Origin of the sequence: Pseudomonas sp. p106, assembly GCF_003936645.1 — a bacterium.
In the GTDB taxonomy this organism is placed as follows: Bacteria; Pseudomonadota; Gammaproteobacteria; order Pseudomonadales; family Pseudomonadaceae; genus Aquipseudomonas; species Aquipseudomonas putida_E.
Map to the genome: position 1 here is coordinate 80813 of NZ_RHQR01000009.1, position 13868 is coordinate 94680.

The 13868-nt window shown below is 61.1% G+C and carries 15 protein-coding genes and 1 riboswitch; of the genes, 8 read left to right on the forward strand and 7 right to left on the reverse strand.

Annotated features, from left to right (window positions below; all coding sequences use genetic code 11):
* Positions 1–173: 173 nt before the first annotated feature.
* Positions 174–287: riboswitch (TPP riboswitch) on the forward strand.
* 78 nt (positions 288–365) lie between these two features.
* The 3 genes from EGJ09_RS13515 (at position 366) to EGJ09_RS13525 (ending at position 3639) form a co-directional block, all read left to right on the forward strand.
* Complete coding sequence (locus tag EGJ09_RS13515; protein WP_125924127.1) at positions 366–1013, forward strand: TenA family protein; 648 nt, start codon at positions 366–368, stop codon at positions 1011–1013.
* 2 nt (positions 1014–1015) lie between these two features.
* A complete protein-coding gene (gene tenA / locus EGJ09_RS13520) occupies positions 1016–1675 on the forward strand; it encodes a thiaminase II (protein WP_046786182.1) in 660 nt (219 codons plus the stop codon).
* A 215-nt stretch (positions 1676–1890) separates the two neighbouring features.
* A complete protein-coding gene (locus tag EGJ09_RS13525) occupies positions 1891–3639 on the forward strand; it encodes a BCCT family transporter (protein WP_125924128.1) in 1749 nt (582 codons plus the stop codon).
* 23 nt (positions 3640–3662) lie between these two features.
* On the opposite strand, the gene EGJ09_RS13530 is transcribed toward EGJ09_RS13525, so the two are convergent.
* The 3 genes from EGJ09_RS13530 to EGJ09_RS13540 all read right to left on the reverse strand — a co-directional run bounded on the left by EGJ09_RS13530 (position 3663) and on the right by EGJ09_RS13540 (position 6278).
* Positions 3663–4613, reverse strand: coding sequence for an ornithine cyclodeaminase family protein (locus EGJ09_RS13530; RefSeq protein ID WP_125924129.1), 951 nt, complete (start codon positions 4611–4613; stop codon positions 3663–3665).
* Positions 4610–5587, reverse strand: a complete 978-nt coding sequence (locus EGJ09_RS13535) for a threonine/serine dehydratase (RefSeq protein ID WP_119689046.1) — start codon at positions 5585–5587, stop codon at positions 4610–4612. The genes EGJ09_RS13530 and EGJ09_RS13535 overlap by 4 nt, the downstream gene beginning before the upstream one ends.
* Positions 5588–5663: 76 nt before the next feature.
* Complete coding sequence (locus EGJ09_RS13540) at positions 5664–6278, reverse strand: transcriptional regulator (RefSeq protein ID WP_125924130.1); 615 nt, start codon at positions 6276–6278, stop codon at positions 5664–5666.
* Between the two features lie 279 nt (positions 6279–6557).
* On the opposite strand from EGJ09_RS13540, the gene EGJ09_RS13545 reads away from it, so the two are divergent.
* Positions 6558–7538 (forward strand): DNA-binding protein, encoded by a 981-nt coding sequence (locus EGJ09_RS13545; protein WP_115274775.1) that lies wholly within the window; start codon positions 6558–6560, stop codon positions 7536–7538.
* Positions 7539–7616: 78 nt separating this feature from the next.
* On the opposite strand, the gene EGJ09_RS13550 is transcribed toward EGJ09_RS13545, so the two are convergent.
* Together EGJ09_RS13550 and EGJ09_RS13555 are read right to left on the reverse strand one after the other, a co-directional pair.
* A complete protein-coding gene (locus tag EGJ09_RS13550) occupies positions 7617–7868 on the reverse strand; it encodes a hypothetical protein (protein ID WP_046786187.1) in 252 nt (83 codons plus the stop codon).
* A gap of 13 nt (positions 7869–7881) precedes the next feature.
* Positions 7882–8382 carry a DUF4142 domain-containing protein gene (locus tag EGJ09_RS13555; protein WP_115274776.1) on the reverse strand — a complete coding sequence of 167 codons (501 nt, stop codon included), beginning with the start codon at positions 8380–8382 and terminating at the stop codon, positions 7882–7884.
* A 183-nt stretch (positions 8383–8565) separates the two neighbouring features.
* Here EGJ09_RS13555 and EGJ09_RS13560 point away from each other — a divergent pair, with 183 nt between their 5' ends.
* From EGJ09_RS13560 to EGJ09_RS13570, 3 genes are read left to right on the forward strand one after another with little or no spacing between them, the layout of a single operon-like run.
* The gene (locus EGJ09_RS13560) at positions 8566–8808 is read left to right on the forward strand and encodes a hypothetical protein (RefSeq protein WP_115274777.1); all 243 of its coding nucleotides are present in this window, start codon (positions 8566–8568) and stop codon (positions 8806–8808) included.
* Positions 8805–9593 carry an exodeoxyribonuclease III gene (xth, locus tag EGJ09_RS13565; protein WP_125924131.1) on the forward strand — a complete coding sequence of 263 codons (789 nt, stop codon included), beginning with the start codon at positions 8805–8807 and terminating at the stop codon, positions 9591–9593. The genes EGJ09_RS13560 and xth overlap by 4 nt, the downstream gene beginning before the upstream one ends.
* Before the next feature lie 48 nt (positions 9594–9641).
* On the forward strand, positions 9642–11210 hold the full coding sequence (locus EGJ09_RS13570; protein ID WP_125924132.1) for a sensor domain-containing diguanylate cyclase: 1569 nt from the start codon (positions 9642–9644) through the stop codon (positions 11208–11210).
* 12 nt (positions 11211–11222) lie between these two features.
* On the opposite strand, the gene EGJ09_RS13575 is transcribed toward EGJ09_RS13570, so the two are convergent.
* Positions 11223–11936 (reverse strand): MgtC/SapB family protein, encoded by a 714-nt coding sequence (locus tag EGJ09_RS13575; RefSeq protein WP_119687037.1) that lies wholly within the window; start codon positions 11934–11936, stop codon positions 11223–11225.
* Positions 11937–12343: 407 nt separating this feature from the next.
* On the opposite strand from EGJ09_RS13575, the gene EGJ09_RS13580 reads away from it, so the two are divergent.
* Complete coding sequence (locus EGJ09_RS13580; RefSeq protein WP_125924133.1) at positions 12344–12811, forward strand: sterol desaturase family protein; 468 nt, start codon at positions 12344–12346, stop codon at positions 12809–12811.
* A 5-nt stretch (positions 12812–12816) separates the two neighbouring features.
* Here the strand turns inward: EGJ09_RS13580 and EGJ09_RS13585 are convergent, their stop codons facing one another.
* Positions 12817–13704: a bile acid:sodium symporter family protein gene (locus tag EGJ09_RS13585; protein WP_119687035.1), complete on the reverse strand. Its 888-nt coding sequence runs from the start codon at positions 13702–13704 to the stop codon at positions 12817–12819.
* Positions 13705–13868 lie beyond the last annotated feature (164 nt).

Here is a 13868-nt window from a genome sequence, read left to right on the forward strand (position 1 = left end):
AAATACGACAGTAAAATGACAGGCTAATGACTGGTGGCTATTGGCCTCTATGATTTTCCCTGTTGCGCGTTGGCGTTTGCAGCCAAGCCATTCGGGCTGACTGTGCGAGCCAGAATGGCTCCAGCCCAGGCGTTTTGCCTCGTGACAATGCCCTTGAAGGTGCGGTATACCTGCTCACCACCAAGGGGAGCCCGGCAACGGGCTGAGAAACCGCTGGCATTGCAGCGCGGTGACCCTTAGAACCTGATCCGGATCATGCCGGCGAAGGGATGGGACTGCCGACCTGCCTTTTTGCCGGCCTCACTGCGAGGCCGCTCCATGCCCCACCGTAACGGCCTCGCTGTCACCCTATGGAGGGCAGCATCATGACTGAACGTTTTTCCCAAACCTTGCGCCGCCAGAACGAGGCGACCTGGTCGGCTGCAGTCGGCCACCGCTTCGTCACTGAACTGTGCAACGGCAGTGTGGCGGACCCGGTCATGGTCCGCTACCTGGTACAGGACCACCGTTTTCTCGACAGCTTCCTGACCTTGCTCGGCGCCGCCATCGCCACTGCCGATACCTTCGAGGCACGCCTGCGTTTCGGCCGTTTTGCCGGGATGATCAGTAGCGATGAAAACACCTATTTCCTGCGTGCCTTCCAGGCGCTGGATGTAAGCCCGCAGCAGCGCGCCGAACCCAAGGACACCGTGCCGACCGCAGGCTTCAAGGCCATCCTGTGCGAAGCCGCAGCGACCCGTTCCTATGCGGCGGCGCTGGCAGTGCTCAACGTTGCCGAAGGCCTGTATCTGGATTGGGCGCTGAAGGCACCAAAACCAATGCCGGACAACTTCGTCCACGCCGAGTGGATCACCCTGCATGACAACGCGGCATTCCAGGACTTCGTCGCCTTCCTCCAGGCCGAACTGGACCGCGTAGGCCCGCAGGAGCCGGCACTGGCCAGTGACTTCTACCAGCGCACCGTGGCGCTTGAGCTGGCCTTCTTCGACGCCATCTACGATCAAAAGGCCTGAGCATGGATATCTTCGAGCGCCTGAAGGCCGCCACTGCGCCCCAGTGGTCGAGCTATGTAGACCACGCCTTCGTTCGGCAGATGGGTGAGGGCACTTTGAGCGAAGACGCGTTCCGGACTTACCTGGTGCAGGACTACCTGTTCCTCATCCAGTTCGCCCGTGCCTGGGCGCTTGCCGCTTATAAAAGCAGGCTGCCGGCCGACATCCGCGCGGCTCAGGCTGGCCTGGCTGCCATCCTCGACGAAACCGAACTGCACCTGCGCCTGTGCGCCCGCTGGGGGTTGTCGCAGGCCGATATCGAGGCCGCGCCGGAGCACCAGGCCACGGTCGCCTACACCCGTTACGTGCTTGATTGCGGCGCCGCCGGTGACCTGCTCGAACTGCATGTGGCGTTGGCGCCCTGCGTGATCGGCTACGCCGAAATCGGCCGCACGCTGGCTGCGCACATCGGTGACCTGAGTGATCACCCTTACCGTGAGTGGATTGGCGAATACGCCGGCGAGGGTTACCAGAGCGTGGCATCCGCAGCACGCAAGCACCTTGATGAACTGGCAGCGCGCAGCATGACCGAGCAACGGTTCGTGGAACTGGCGGCAATTTTTGGCCAGGCTTCGCGGCTGGAGGCCGACTTCTGGCAGATGGGGCTGGATGGGGCTGCCTGAGCCAGTTCAGGTTTTGTGCCGGTTCGATAGGTGCCGGCACAATGTGACCGGCAGGTCGTTCAGAGGATGTGCCAGGACGGTCCTGGAATAGGGGCTACTGTTTCGGTCACAGGATAATCACGGGGCCTTCAGCGCGGCCGCCCCGGTTATTGCGCAGGCATCGCTAGCAATTACAACAACAAAAGCCTGCAGCAAAAACTGAAAAGGGCCCATCGATGGCAACGCAAGAGAACGTTGAAACACCGCCGCTCGGCGTCACCGACCCGTCCAAGACTGCTGAGGCCAGGCAGGACCGCCACCTTGAAGGCAAGCTCGACTGGGCGGTGTTCGGCGTCACCAGCCTGCTGGCGATCGCCTTCATCACCTGGGGTGTTGTCAACCAAGCCAGCCTCGCCGCGAGCGCTACCTCTGCGCAATCCTGGGTCATCGTCAACTTCGGCTGGTTTTTCGTCCTGACCTCTACCGTGTTCGTCATCTTCGTGCTGTGGCTGGCTGCCAGCCGCTACGGCAGAATCCCGCTGGGGCGCGACGGCGAAGCACCGGAATTTCGCACGGTCTCCTGGGTTGCCATGATGTTCAGCGCGGGCATGGGCATCGGCCTGATGTTCTTCGGCGTCGCCGAACCGCTGTCGCACTACGTTTCACCACCGCCCGGCACTGCCGCTGGCCAATCTGACGAGGCACTGCAGGTGGCGATGGCGACCACGCTGTTCCACTGGTCGCTGCACCCTTGGGCGATGTACGCCATCGTCGGCCTGGCAATCGCTTATGGCACGTTCCGCCGTGGCCGCTCGCAGTTGATTTCCACCGCGTTCCGGCCCTTGATCGGCAAGCATGCCAACGGCCCTGTCGGGCGGGTGATCGACATGATGGCCATCTTCGCCACCCTGTTCGGTTCAGCGGCTTCGCTGGGGCTCGGCGCCCTGCAGATTGCGGGTGGGCTGGAATACAACGGCTGGATCGATCACCCGGGCAAGCTGTTCTACATCGCCATCATCACCTTGCTGACCATTGCCTTCGTCGCTTCGGCCGTGTCCGGCATCGGCAAAGGTATTCAGTGGCTGTCCAATACCAACATGGTACTGGCGTTGGCACTGGCGCTGTTCGTCTTCCTGGTGGGGCCGACACTGTTGATGCTCAACCTGTTGCCAACATCGATCGGGGTCTACATCAAGTTACTGCCCGAGATGATGGCGCGTACCAGCGCCAGTGGCGGTGATGCGATGGACAGCTGGCTGGCAGGCTGGACCGTGTTCTACTGGGCCTGGTGGATTTCCTGGACGCCCTTTGTCGGCATGTTCATCGCTCGCATCAGCCGCGGGCGCAGCATCCGCCAGTTCGTCAGCGGCGTGTTGCTGGTACCAGGCCTGGTCAGCCTGGTGTGGTTCAGCGTTTTCGGCGGCGCCGGCATCGATGCACTGCGCGAAGGCAGCTTCGCTCTCATCGACGGTGCAGTGAACAGCAACCATGCCCTGTATCAGTTACTCGACAGCTACCCCTGGGCTTGGGCCACTTCGGTGCTGGTCATGATCCTGGTGGCAATTTTCTTCGTCTCTGGGGCCGATGCAGCATCGCTGGTGATGGGTACCTTGTCCGAGCACGGCACCACGCAACCGTCCCGTGCGACAGTGATTTTCTGGGGGGCACTGACCGGCACCGTCGCGGCCATCATGCTCGCGCTGGGTGACCCCGGTAACCCCGGGGAAGCGCTTACAGGCCTGCAGAACCTGACCATCGTCGTGGCCTTGCCGTTTGTGGTGATCATGGTGCTGCTGTGCCTGGCGCTGTACCGTGACCTGCGCAAGGACCCGATGATGCTACGCCACCTGCGCGGCAGCGAGCTGATCGAAAAGGCGGTGCTGTATGGCGCCGTCAAGCACGGCGAGGAGTTCTACATCGTGGTGCAAGAGAACAAATCCTCGCTCAAGCCGGCCCCCAGGAAGGCCCAGGTGACGGAGCCATGATTGACCGGGCTCTGCTACGTACGTCAACCTGCGGTGAGGGACGCCAACACGCAGCTTGAGATCTGCGCGTCCTGCACAGCGACCCCGGTCAGGTCGGCCAGCGTGATCTGTTCGTCATGCTCACGGCCGGTGGCGCGGCCCTCAAGCAGGGCACCAAGCTCGGCCAGTTGCTGCGCCTTGATCAGGCCGGCCTTCAGCGCATGGGAGACTTCGCCGTACTGGCTGCACTGGTAGAGGGAGTCGACGATGATGCGGTCGGCCCGTGCAACCAGCGCAGGGTCGAGCTCCTGCTTGCCTGGCGCATCGGCGCCAACGGCGGTGATATGGGTGCCAGGTTGCAGCCATTCACGCTGCAACAGCGGCTCACGTGAAGGTGTTGCGCAGACGATCAGGTTGGCGGCGCGTGCAACCTCTTCGGCGTTACGCGTTACCCGCACCTCATAACCCAGGCCGTTGGCGAAGGCTTTGTAGGCAGCCAGTTCAGCATCACCGCGCCCCCACACCACCACGCTGCGGCAGGGGGTGACTGCACCCAGTTGCTCCAGCTGCATGCGCGCCTGGGTGCCGGTGCCCAGAATACCAATCGCTTTCACGGTTGCAGGGGCCAGCAGGCGGGCGGCGATGCGCCCGGCCAGCGCGGTGCGGATGCAGGTCAGCCAGCCCTCATCCTGCAACAAGGCAAGGGGTTGCCCGGTACTGGCCGAGGCCACCAGCATCAAGCCATCGTTGCTTGGCAGCCCCTTTGAAGGATTGTCGTAAAAGCCGGTCGACAGCTTCACCGTGAACGTGTCGCTACCCTCGACATGCGCTGACTTGATACAGCAGTCACCGTTGGCCTGGGGGAAGGCGAATGCCTGTACCGGTGGCACCTGGACCTTGCCTTGGGAGAACGCGATGAAACCTTGCTCCAGGCATTGCACCGCCAGCTCCATATCGAGCCGGGCGGTGATCTCTTGCTTGCTGAACACTTTCATTGAACAGCCTCGAGGAATTTATCGAGCACGATGTTGCGACCGCAAATGACGACCGCGACGCGCTTGCCGCGGTATGCCTTGGCCATCTTCTGCATGCCGGCCACCGCCACACCGGCAGCACCCTCGATGATCCAGCGCTCATGGTTGGCGACATCGCGCATCGCCGCCTTTATCTCTTCTTCGCTGACCAGCACGGTACGCGACAGCAGCGTCTGGCAGAGGGGGAAGGTGATGCAGCCTGGCTCGACCCCACCGGCTGTGCCGTCGGAGATCGTGTCCTGCTCTTGCATGTCGATGATTTCCCCGGCTTCGAGCGAGCGCTGCAGGGTAGGGGCATTCGCCGGCCAGCAGCCAATGATCTCGATGCCCGGGTTGAGAGCCCGCAGTGCCGCGCCGATACCCGAAATCATGCCGCCGCCGCCGACCGCCACGAACACTGCGTCCAGGTCCGGTGCCTGTTCAAAGAGCTCCATCCCGATGGTGCCTTGGCCGGCGATTACTTCAAGGTCGTTGTAAGGCGATACAAAAGGCTTGCCTTGGAGGGCAGCCTGGCGCGCCGCTTCCAGTTCCACACCCAAAGGGTCCAGGTCGAGGCTTACCACTTCGGCGCCGAGCGCGCGAATTGCACCCAGCTTGTAGGCAGACGCCGAAGTGGTGGTGTAAACGGTGACTGGCACTCCCATCACCTTGCCAGCAAGCGCAAGCGCTTGCCCATGGTTGCCGGAGGAGGCCGTGATGACGCCCAGTTTGCGCTGCTCGGCTGGCAGCAGGCGAAGCTTGTTACTGGCACCGCGGAATTTGAACGAACCTGTGTGTTGCAGGTGCTCGCATTTCAGATACACGCTGCATTCGGTCATTGCCGAAAGCCCGACGCTGAAATTGAGCGGGGTGACATTCACCTCAGGGCGCAGTGCCTGGTGTGCATCAGCGATCGCTTGGTAGAGGGAAGACAGGTTCGTGGCATCGGCAGGCATTGTGGCAGTGTCCGTTTGTGGATTTGCGTTCCACAATAGACTCAATATCCATAAACAACAAGCGCTGACCATTCATTCAGGTGGGGTGGTCCCTCAGTTCCTTGAGGTACTTGTAAACAGTCGCTCGGCCCATGCTCAGCACATTGGCGACATAGTCCGCCCCGCTGCGCCCCTCGAATGCCCCTTCGGTATGCAGCGCCTCCACCAACGCGCGCTTTTCTTTCATCTTCAGCGTTCGCAGCGACAAATTGCGCTCCTTGAGCCAGGCGTGCAGGAAGGTATTGATGCGTTCCTGCCAGTCATCCTTGAACAGCGCATCGGGCTGCGGCACCAGGCGGCTTATCTGGAAAAACGCATCCAGCGCCTCGCGTGCCTGTTCCAGTACCGAGAAATTCAAGTTGATGCAAAGTAGGTGTTCGGCTTCACCGTTCTGGTTGTAAAGCACCGTGGTAATGGAGCGGATCTTTTGGCCGTTCCAGTTGAGCTTTTCGTAAGGGCCGAGCTTGGCGGCGTTGCGAAAATCGCCCAGCTCCAGGTCCAGTGCCGAGTCATCGCCAATCTTGCGTTTGGAAAAATTATTGGCGATGTGCACGACCGTCTGACTTTGTACCTCGTGGACGATCACTTCGGCGTGGGGGAAGAGCAGCAGCGCGATGCTGTCGGCGATTGCCTTGTAGTTTTCGATGTTCATCTTGAGCCGGGCGTGGGTACTTGATTTGGCAGATAGCCGTTTTGTCCATGGTGGACTCAAGCGCTATCCAACTTCAAGGCACCTTCAGGAATCACTTTTCAGCACCTTTCGTACTGCCAGTTCAGCGCCAGCCCACTTAAAACCCGCTTCGCACGCCCTCTCATGCGATAAGCCGTGATTATTACGCCTTAGAAATACCTTGAGTCAGCGTCTAAAAAAAGACAAAATTAATACGTAAATACATGGTACGTACCATGATACGAAATAGTAGGAGCAATCATGGCCCGGGGCGGCATAAACAAGGCGGTAGTGCAGCAGGCAAGGCAAGTGTTGATAGCCCGGGGCGAGTACCCCAGCATCGATGCTGTACGTATCGAACTAGGCAATACGGGCTCCAAAACCACCATTCATCGTTACCTGAAAGAGCTAGAAGGCCAAAAGCCTGCGGCGCTTCAAGGCGCGCCGGCACTGAGCGATACACTGGCCAAGCTGGTCGCGCAGCTGGCAGAGCAGCTTCAGGAAGAGGCCGATGCGCGTATCGAACAAATTGAAGCGACCTTCAAAGAGCAACAGGAGCAGCTCCAGAGCCAGCTGCAACTGGCTCAGCAGGCGTTGGCCGCAGCGCATCAGCAACAACAGATCCAGGCCGCAGCGCTGGCCGCCGAGTCGGAGCGGCTCAGTGCCACCCAGAGCACGCTGCAAGCCGAGCAATTGCGTGGCGCCAGCCTGAACCAGTCGCTGGGTGAACTGCAGCTGCGTTTGGCCGACAAGGACGAACAGGTGCGCTCGCTGGAAGAAAAACATCAGCATGCAAGGGATGCTCTGGAGCATTACCGAAGTGCCAGCCGCGAGCAGCGCGACCAGGACCTGCGTCGCCATGAGGCACAGGTGCAACAGTTGCAGCTCGAACTGCGCCAGCTTCAACAAGGCATGATCGTCAAGCAGGATGAACTGACGCGCCTGCATCGGGACAACGAACGATTGCTTGGCGAGCACCGCCAGGCCAGCAGCGAGCGCAAGGCGCTGGACGAATTGCTGGAGCAGCGTGATACGCAGATCCAGGGCTTGCGCACGATCCTGGCGCAAGCGCAGGGGGCCAGTGACGAAATGCGCAGGCAATTGCAGGCGCAGGGCCAAAGCCTGGAAGACAAACGTGCGCTTTGTGCAGAGCAGGGCAGGCAATTGCAGTTTCTGGAAGAGGAACTGCTTAGGCGCGATGAAGCGCTGAAGGTGCTTCGGGAGGGTCAAACCACACGCTAAAAGAAGCGTTGCGGGTTTCGGCAAGCCGGCTCCCGCAACGCACGCTCAAAGGATCGAAAGATGGGGCGCTGGAGTTGGTTAGCCTTCCACCCGCTTGGCAGCCTCGACACCCGCAGCAGAAAGCTTGATCGGATAGCTGACGCTGAACTGCTGGTTACTGTCGACCGTGACGCTGCCATCGTGGATCAGGCCATGTTCCTGCAGCGTCTTGAGTGCATCGGCAACGGCATTTTCACCGCGGTAATTGTCCAGCACTTCCTTGCCCAAGCCCTGTGGGTGGGCGTGCAGCAGACGCGTCAGTATTTCGCTACGCAAAGTATCGTTAGTCATGTGTGTCCTCCGATCACTTGCCATGCTTGGCCTGGAGCGCTTTGGCCTGTTCCAGGTGCTTCTCGAGCGTTGGCAGGGTTTCACTGGCGAAAGCCTTCAGTTCCGGCTTGTCAGACGATGCGGCTTCCTTCTTGAACAGCTCCACGGTTTTTTCGTGGGCATCGACCTGGTTGTTGACATAGGACTTGTCGAACGACTCCTCGCGCCATTCGAGGATCATCTTCTTGACCTTGTCGGTCAGCGCCGCTTCATCGGGCACGCTGATGTCCAGCTTGCGGGCGATGTCGCCGAGTTGCTGGTTGGCTTTGGTGTGATCGGTGACCATATGCTGGGCGAAGGTCTTGATGTCGGCGTTCTGGCTCTTTTCCAGGGCCAGATTGCCGGTGACCACCTCGGCGATACCAGCCTCTGTGGCTGCATCGACGAAGTCATCGGAGGAAGCCGCCAGTGCCTGCAGCGATGCCATGCCCAGCACCAGCGACAGACCTGCGCGTTTTATGAACAGATTGCTCATGTTTCACTCCTTGCTATCGGTGGCGCGACCTCAGTGTCGCGTACGGTTGAGCCTGGGACGTGGGTATAGGTTTAATTTTTTTCAGGCCTTTTTGTCAGGCAAGGTGGCCACCGCGACCCCAAGGTTGAACGATGCGCAGCAGTTGCGCTCACACATTCAAAGGTTGCCGCGAAGGAGCAGGGCATGAGCATCGAACGCAGCATTCCCGAACTTGAGGCCTGGTACGCGCAATATGACGATGGCAGCTACCGCCGCGAGTCCCCGGATGCCTATCATCACGAACTGCTGCGCACCGCCCAAGCGCTGCGCGATGACGGGGCCATCGACTGGGATGACTGGCTGGCCCTCAAGGCTCTGGCAGACGAGGCCCATGTGGGGGCGCTGCAGGAGGCGGTACAAAGCCATGTGGATGACCCTGGCACATGAAGCCATTGCGCATCGCCACGTTCAACATCAACGGCATCGGCAGCCGGCTGCCGGCGCTGCTCGCCTGGCTGGAGCGGGAAAAGCCCGATGTCGCCTGCCTTCAGGAGCTCAAGGCAGCCGACACGAAGTTTCCCCGTGAGGCCATCGAAGCGGCAGGCTATGGCTGCCTGTACATGGGGCAGCCCTCGTGGAACGGGGTGGCCATCCTGGCGCGCGGCTGCCAGCCGCTGGAAGTCCGGCGCGGCCTGCCAGGCATGGAAGGTGACAGCCAGAGCCGCTATCTGGAAGCCGCGGTACAAGGCGTGCTGGTAGGTTGCCTGTACCTGCCTAATGGCAACCCGCAACCGGGGCCGAAATTCGAGTACAAACTGCGCTGGTTCGAATGCCTGGTAGCGCATGCGCGCGACGTGCTGGGCCGTGGCCATCCTACTGTGCTGGCCGGTGATTTCAATGTCGTGCCGACTGACTTCGACATCTACAACCCCAAATCCTGGCTCAAGGATGCTTTGCTTCAACCCGAGTCCCGCAACTGCTACCAGGCCTTGCTTGAGCAGGGCTGGACCGATGCCATTCGCCAGCTGTATCCCGATGAGCGCATCTACACCTTCTGGGACTACTTCCGTAATCACTGGGCACGCAATGCCGGATTGCGTATCGACCACCTGTTGCTCAGCCCGGACATCGCTTCGCACCTCAAGGCCGGCGGCGTAGACGCTTGGGTGCGCAACGAGCCCAAGCCCAGCGACCATGCACCGGCATGGATCGAACTGGGTACGCGAAAGTAGCAGTGATCTATAGTGACAGGCGGCAAACGCTTGAGGGCAAGGAATTCCATGGGGGCTGCCGGTAAGCACGACGAAGACGGGCTATTCACCGTAACCGGTGAGGGGCGCGCCGTGGCGCTGTTTCGCCTGGTGCTGTCGTTCATGGCGGTTGTGCTGCTGACTTTCGTGTCTATCGAAGGGTGGCGGATCTGGCGCGACTACAGGCAAGCTTTCACCAATGCCGAAAACATGGTCAGCAACCTGGCCAGGGCTACGGCGCAGCACGCCGAAGATGCCATTCGCCAAGTGGACGCGATTACCGCTGTGCTGGCGGAGCGTCTTGAAGGCGATGGTTTCGATCATCTCGATCGCACACGCTTGCACACCCTGTTGGCACAACAGAAAACGATCATGCCGCAACTGCACGGTTTGTTCGTGTACGGGCCCGATGGCAGCTGGATCGTCACCGACCAGGCTTCCATCCCGGCAAAGGCCAACAATGCCGACCGTGACTACTTCGCTTACCACCAGGCCCACACTGACCGTGAGGTGCGTATCGGTTCGGTGGTACGCAGCCGCTCCACCGGTGACCTGATCATTCCAATCTCGCGCAGGCTGGAGAGTCGCGATGGCAGCTTTGCCGGGGTGTTGCTTGGCACCATCAAGGTGGACTGGTTCGTGCGCTATTACGGTGATTTCAAGATCGACGAGCGAGGCGCCCTGGTGCTGGCCAAGCAAGACGGCACCATCCTGGTACGCCGGCCGTTCGTGGAACACGTAGTCGGCCACAGCCTGGCAAACAGCGAAGTCTTCCGACATCACCTGCCTCATGCGAGCGAAGGGCTGGTTGAAGCGGTGGCGGTCGTTGATGGTACGCCCCGCCTGTACGCCTATCGCGCCCTGGCGCGATATCCATTGGTGGTAGAGGCGGGCTTGTCGCGTGAGTCGATCATTGCGCCCTGGCGGCACGATGTCATCAAGTCAGCCGCGATCCTGCTGCTTTTGCTGGTTGGATTGAGTGGCTTCGGCTGGGTGGTATTGCGCCAGTTGCGTGAGCGGATCGCTATCGAAAGGGCGCTGCACCAGGCCCACCAGACCCTCAGGTCGCTGGCCCTGACCGACAGCCTGACCGGGCTGGGCAACCGCCGCAGGCTGGATGCGGTGCTGGATGCGGAAATCCGCCGGGCTCGGCGGCTGGGGCATGCGGTGGCGCTGGTGATGGTCGATCTTGATTTCTTCAAGCTGTACAACGACCGCTATGGCCACCCTGCGGGGGATCAATGCTTGCGCCGCTTTGCCGAATTGCTGCAGCAGGTGTTGAAGCGCCCGGCGGATCTGGCGGTGCGGTACGGTGGCGAGGAGTTCACGGTTTTACTTCCTGACACTGACGTACAGGGCGCCGAACAGGTGGTCGCAGAAATTCTGCAACTGTTGCGCCGCCTGATGATCGAGCATGCCGGCAGCCCGCTAGGCCGTGTATCTGCCAGTGCCGGGATTGCTGTGGGGCATCCGGCAGTGGACGCAAGCAGCCCCGAAAGCCTGATGTCTGCGGCTGACGGGGCGTTGTACCAGGCCAAGCGCCAAGGGCGCGATGGCTATGCCGTTGCCGGTGGCATGGCGATGAGTGCCGGTAACTAAGCCAGGACGCGCTCAATCGGTGGCCATGACTTGTGCCTGTAGCTGCCAGCGTACCGAACTGACGCCTTTTTCCAGGCTTACCCGGCTGACCAGGCGCTCCAGTTGTGCCGGTGCCTGTGGGTTACCGAGCAACTCTGCACGTACTTCCAGGCGCGCGGGGTTGGGCAAGTCTTCGCTGTGCAGCGACTGCAGGCGCAGTTCCGGGTCGCCCAGGCTGTGCAGCATCAGGCTGCGTACCTGAATTTCATCTTCGGCACGGCAAACCACGCGCACCTCGAAGCGTTGTTCGGCCTCGCTGGCCGGCACCACACCCTGGCGGTCCAGGCGTTGGGCGATATCGCGCAGCAGTATGTTGGCACACAGCACCACCAGGCTACCCAGCGTGGCCTCCAGCAGCAGGCCAAGGCTGCACAGCACACCAACAGCCGCCGTGCACCACAGTGTGGCTGCAGTGTTCAGGCCGCGCACCGTGAAACCGTCGCGCATGATCACACCGCCCCCCAGAAAGCCGATCCCCGATACCACATAGGCGGCAACCCTTGAGGCATCGGTGGGGGCCATACCCGGTACTGCCTGGGTCATCAGCACGAACAGGCAGGCGCCAGTGCTGACCAGCGCATTGGTGCGCAGCCCGGTCATGCGTTGGCGCAGCTGGCGCTCGGCACCGATCAGGGCGCCGAGCAGCAGGGCGATGCTGACACGCAGCAGAAATACTTTCCAATCCATAGCGAACCTCTTGCGCGGGCACATGCCCGCTCTGACGCCAACGAAAAATGGCGCGGCTTAAAAACCAGAAATGCGCAGGACCACAAGAGGAGGAACGAGGAGGGCTCAAGCCGCAGGGGCTGAGAAATCCACCGTCTGGCCAATAGCGAGACAGTGGCAGGAAGCTGCCGGACTAGCTCGCCGTGTGGGCCTGTCGCAAGCGACTGGGGCTACTGTCCAATGCAGGACTCCTGTTCAGGGATGCGAAATTGCGGGTGGACCATACGCCGCAGCTTGTACAGGGTCAAGGGCGAAAACATGACAATGGCTTCATAAGGAAATGCCCTACAGCAAGTCACGGCCGCATGGAAAAAAACACCGGTACTCGTTACCCTTGCGCCACTTTTAATCATCCCCCGGACCGTTACATGCTGCTCAATTTTGTTGTGCTGATCGGCACTCTGGTGGCCATGGAAGGTGTCGGCACGCTGGCACACAAGTACATCATGCATGGCTGGGGCTGGTGGCTGCACCGTTCGCACCATGAGCCCCAGCTGGGCATGCTGGAAACCAACGACCTCTATCTGCTGGCCCTGGGTATCATCGCTGCGGTATTGGTGGCCCTGGGCAAGGCCGGGCACGCACCGTTGCAGTGGGTGGGCGGCGGTGTGGCGAGTTACGGAATATTGTACGTGCTGGCCCACGACGGGTTCTTCCATCGGCATTGGCCGCGCAAGCCGCGGCCGATCAACCGCTACCTCAAGCGCCTGCATCGTGCCCATCGCCTGCACCATGCGGTCAAGGGGCGCACGGGCAGCGTGTCGTTCGGCTTTTTCTACGCACCTCCCCTCAAGGTGCTCAAACGCCAGTTACAGGCTCGGCGCAATCGCCGCTGAAGGCGTCAATTCACAGTTTCGCCCTGCACTGCGCCATGCCCACGGCTGACCCACCAGCCAAACCCCGCCGCCGTGAAAAACATGATCAGACTATAGAGCGCCGCTGGCACCGCCATGGTGGCGTTGTTCAGCAGCGATGGGCTCAAGGCGACGGCGATCGCCAGTGTGCCATTGTGGATACCGATCTCCATGCCGATGGCAATGGCCTGGCGCTTGGGAATGCTCAACAGGCGCGGCACCCAGTAGCCGACGGCCAGGCTGATCACGTTGAACAGCAATGCAGCCAGGCCAACCACCGGGGCGTACGCAACCACGGTCTGCCAATCCTTGGCCAGGGCCAGCACAATGGTGAATGCCAGAAACAGTGCTGCCACCAGTTTCATGGGCTTTTCCATGCGTGAGGCAAAGCCTGGCGCCCAGCGGCGGATCATCATGCCCAGGGCAACCGGCAGCAGGACGATGGCGAACACCTGCATGACCTTGGCAAATTGCAGCGGGATGGCCTGGTCTGACGCCATGAACCACATCAGCGACAGGTTGACCAGCAACGGCATGGTCAGGATGGCGATCAGGGAGTTGACCGCGGTGAGGGTAATATTCAAGGCCACGTCACCATGGGCCAGGTGGCTGAACAGGTTGGCGGTGGTGCCGCCCGGGGACGCGGCCAGCAGCATCAGGCCGACCGCCAGGGCCGCTTCCAGCCCAAGACCGTTGGCGATCAGGAAACACACCAGCGGCAGTAGAAGAATCTGGCAGGCCAGGCCGATGACCACCGGCTTTGGGTACTTCACCACGCGAGCGAAGTCGGCCAATGTGAGCGACAAACCCAGGCCAAGCATGATGATGCCCAGGGCCAAAGGCAGGAAGGCGGTAAGCAAGGGCGAGGCGGTCATGGCGGCTACTCGGGCAAGGGATCCAGCCAGTCTAGGCTCGGCCTGAACGATCGCTAATTGCAATGAGCCACCACTTGGTAACCTTTTGTTACGGCAGCGCCACGATGCCAGCTGGCAAAGTGACTGCATCGCGCGTTGCGACGGGCCGCTGCGCGCAGTAGCAT